We start from the raw sequence: 3,559 nt of genomic DNA on the forward strand, positions 1-3,559 counted from the left end.
TGCGATCGACGGAACTGAGTGGATTGGTCCATGGGCTGACGAAAAGGCCGGTTTCCAGGAAATCACCAAGTTCTACTACACTGCCGGCTTCCACGAGCCGGGCGCGGGCCTGTCAATCGGCATGAACCGTGAAGTTTTCGAAAGCCTGAGCCCCGCCCAGCAGAAAATGGTCGAAATCAGCTGTGCCGAAGCGCACCAGTGGAACCTGGCGCAATTCCTCGCCAACAACTCGGCCGCGCTCCAGCGTCTGCAGTCGAATGGCGTGAAAACCCTGGAATTCCCCGACAGCGTCTGGGATGCCTTCGGTCAGGCCTCTGACGCCGTGCATCAGGAAAACATGGGTGACGAGCTTTATAAGCGCACCTATGACAGCTATACCGCCTCGCTGAAATCCTCTTCGGGCTGGATCAAGAAATCCGATGGCGCCTATACCGCACAGCGCGACCGCGTCCTGGGCTAAGCCCGCCGCCTGACAAGCACCATCGCAGGCCCCGGTTTTCCGGGGCCTGTCGTCACACCAAAAACAGGCGGCCCGGACCTGAACAACCGGGCAAAGGGAGGGGGACAGATGTTGGACGCGATCCTCTGGGTATTCCAGAACATTGCCATGGCCTTTTACAATCTGGCCTATGCCGTAAGCCATCCACAGCTATGGCTCGATTGGTCGGACAAACAAGCCATCATGCGGGTCGTCTATTATGGTGGCTCGATCGAACTTTTCTTCGTGGCTTTCACGACATTCCTGGTGCTGACCGGGATCGGCATCTGGAAGACCGGCTTTATGTGGACGCTGGTGCGCGGGCTTGAGGGCTTTGCCAATACCGTGGGCCGCTTCGCCGCCTGGGCCGGTTTGATCATGGTGATCCAGCAGATCATCATCGTTTTCATCCAGCGCATCTTCGCGCGTCCCGACCTTGTGATCGGTTTCGGTATCCCGCTTCAGTTCGACGTGAGCTGGTATTCCGAAGAACTCAAGCTTTACAATGCGTTGATCGTCACTCTTTGTGCGACCTATACCTTTGTTCAGGGCGGGCATGTGCGGGTGGACCTGATCTATTCCGCCGTGGGCCACAGGGCCAAGCGGGTGATCGACATGTTTGGCTCGCTGATCTTCATGATGCCGATGGCAGTGCTGACCTGGATGTATGGCTGGTACTTCATGTGGCGTCACCTGATCGTGCCGAACCCCTCGGCCAGCGAAACCCTTGACCGGCTGTTGATGAAGTCGCGCGCGCTGCGCTGGAACGTGGAAACCATCGGCTTCAGTCCGAATGGCTTTAACGGCTATTTTCTGTTCAAGATTCTGCTGGTCGCCTTCGCGGGCATGGTTTTCCTGCATGCGATGGCGTTTTTCTGGCGCTCCTACCTGGAATTCAGGGAAGGCCCGGAAAGCGCGGATAAATACCTCGACAAGGACACCCTTGGCGCAGGTGAAGAAGCCTATGAAGGCACACATTAAGGGGGCAGGGCATAATGCTATTCGGACTTGACGGCGTCGAGATCGGCCTGATCATCGTATTTCTGTGCCTCTTCGGCGGCATTCTCTCCGGCTTTCCGGTGGCTTTTGCCATCGGCGGGGCCGGGATCATATCCTTCGGGATCATCGCCGCACTGGACAGTGCGGGCATCCTGATCCATCAGGCGATCGACACCGGCAGCGAGGCTTATAACGCCATCATTGCCAGCGGCGTGCGCGCTGACGCTATATCCATCTTCCGCTATCCCGATCTGCCGCGCCTCGCGCAGCCCGTGTTCGACCGCGGCTGGGAAGTGGCGCTTGATCGCAACGTGTCGTTCATCGTGAACCGGATCAACGAACGGGTGCTTGCGGGCGCCTCGATCGAGACCCTGCTGGCGGTGCTTATGTTCGTTATGATGGGCATCACGCTGGAACGCTCGAAAATCGCCAATGACCTGTTGACCACCATGGCGCGGGTCTTTGGCCCGCTGCCCGGCGGTCTTGCGGTCTCGGTGGTGGTCGTGGGCGCGTTTCTGGCCGCCTCGACAGGGATTGTCGGCGCCACGGTGGTGACAATGGGCCTGCTCAGCCTGCCGACCATGCTGCGCGCCGGATACAGCCCGCAGATCGCGACCGGCGTCATCGCGGCGGCGGGCACCCTTGGGCAGATCATTCCGCCCTCGATCGTGATCGTGCTTTTGGGCACGCTGGCGGGTGACCTTTATTCGGTGGCACAGGAAAACCGTGCGATTTCGGTCGGCTGCACCGATGCCCTGACCTATCTTGGCGAACCGGCGGTTGTCTCGGTCGGCACGCTGTTTCAGGCGGCGCTGTTGCCTGGTATCCTGCTGGCGCTGCTCTATGCCCTTTACGCGTTTGGCTATGCCCTTGTGAACCCGTCCAAGGCACCTGCGGTACAGATGGCAACAGGCGAGCGCGGCGAGGTGATCACCCGCAGCGAAAGCTTTACCTGGTTCCTCGGTGTGCCGATTGCCCTGATTGCGGGTGTCATGCTGTTGTCCTCGCTCGGAATCGTCGGTTCGCAGAACCTGATCGTCGACAGCTTCAGCGATCAGGGCCAGAATGCGTCCCTGCGCACCAACGTAGGGCCTGAATGCCAGGCGGCCATGATCGAGCTGCACGGCCAGGAGGCCTGGGATATCGCGGTGGCCGAAACCGCCGCCATCGACGCCGCTGGCGGTGTCGAGCAAAGCGTGCGTCTGAGCCCCGAGGAAATCGCCGCACTGATCACCGAAAAAGAGGCCGACGCGGCCCCGGTCGGCACCGGCGTGGCAACGATCCTGGTCGCTCTGGGGCTGGTCCTTGCGGTGGCGCGGGGCGTCAAACCCTCGGCCCCTGCGCGGCCGCTCTTGATCGGCGCGCTCGGGATCGTTCTGGCCTTGCTGGTGGATATCCTTCTGATCGCCCCCTCAAGCAGCTCCGGGGCGACGGTCCTGTTGCTGGCGATCCCACTGGCACTGGCGCTTTACGGCTGTGCCCATGGCGCGGGCCGCATGGCCCAGAACGAGATCATCCGAGTGGTCTTTCCTCCGCTCGTCCTGATCGTGGCGGTGCTTGGCTCGATCCTTGGCGGGATCACCAACCCGACGCCGGCGGCGGGCCTTGGCGCCGGTGGCGCGATCATGCTTGCGGCCTATCGCAAGCTGCGCGATCAGGACCGTTCGCCCAAGATCATCATCATGGCCACGCTGGCCGTGGTGATTGCGATCCTGATGGGCATCAACTTTGATCTCCGCATCAATCAGGACGGCGTCAGCTTTGAATCCTGGGTGGCATTCTTTGTCGCCTACGCGGCCTATCTCTATGCCGCCTTCGGCCTCTTGTTCGGCTGTTGGGTGCTTTACACTGGTGGGGTTCTGACGCCGATCGTGCGTGAAACGGCCAAGGTCACAAGCATGGTCTTCACCATCCTCATCGGCTCGCAACTGTTGAACCTCGTGGTGATCAGCTTTGGCGGCGAGCATTACATTCAGGAGTTCCTCAAGAGCTTTGACAACGAGTTCAAGGTCTTCCTGATCGTGATGCTGGTGCTGTTTATGATGGGCTTTGTGCTCGACTTCCTCGAGATCATCTATATCG

General features: G+C 60.2%; 2 protein-coding genes and 1 pseudogene. All 3 read left to right on the forward strand.

Annotation, left to right across the window (positions count from 1 at the left end; translation table 11 throughout):
- Positions 1 to 460 (forward strand): annotated as a pseudogene (locus QZ522_RS18455) (ABC transporter substrate-binding protein); the annotation flags it as partial.
- 108 nt (positions 461 to 568) lie between these two features.
- The gene (locus QZ522_RS18460) at positions 569 to 1,459 is read left to right on the forward strand and encodes a TRAP transporter small permease subunit (RefSeq protein ID WP_294615036.1); all 891 of its coding nucleotides are present in this window, start codon (positions 569 to 571) and stop codon (positions 1,457 to 1,459) included.
- A 14-nt stretch (positions 1,460 to 1,473) separates the two neighbouring features.
- A partial coding sequence (locus QZ522_RS18465) for a TRAP transporter large permease subunit (protein ID WP_294615038.1) occupies positions 1,474 to 3,559 on the forward strand: 2,086 nt, incomplete at its 3' end.

Source organism: uncultured Roseovarius sp., from assembly GCF_913054395.1.
Classification (GTDB): Bacteria; Pseudomonadota; Alphaproteobacteria; order Rhodobacterales; family Rhodobacteraceae; genus Roseovarius.

Coding starts and splice junctions, on each gene's coding strand:
- QZ522_RS18460 (WP_294615036.1), top strand. CDS start 569: ATGTTGGACGCGATCCTCTGGGTATTCCAGAACATTGCCATGGCCTTT.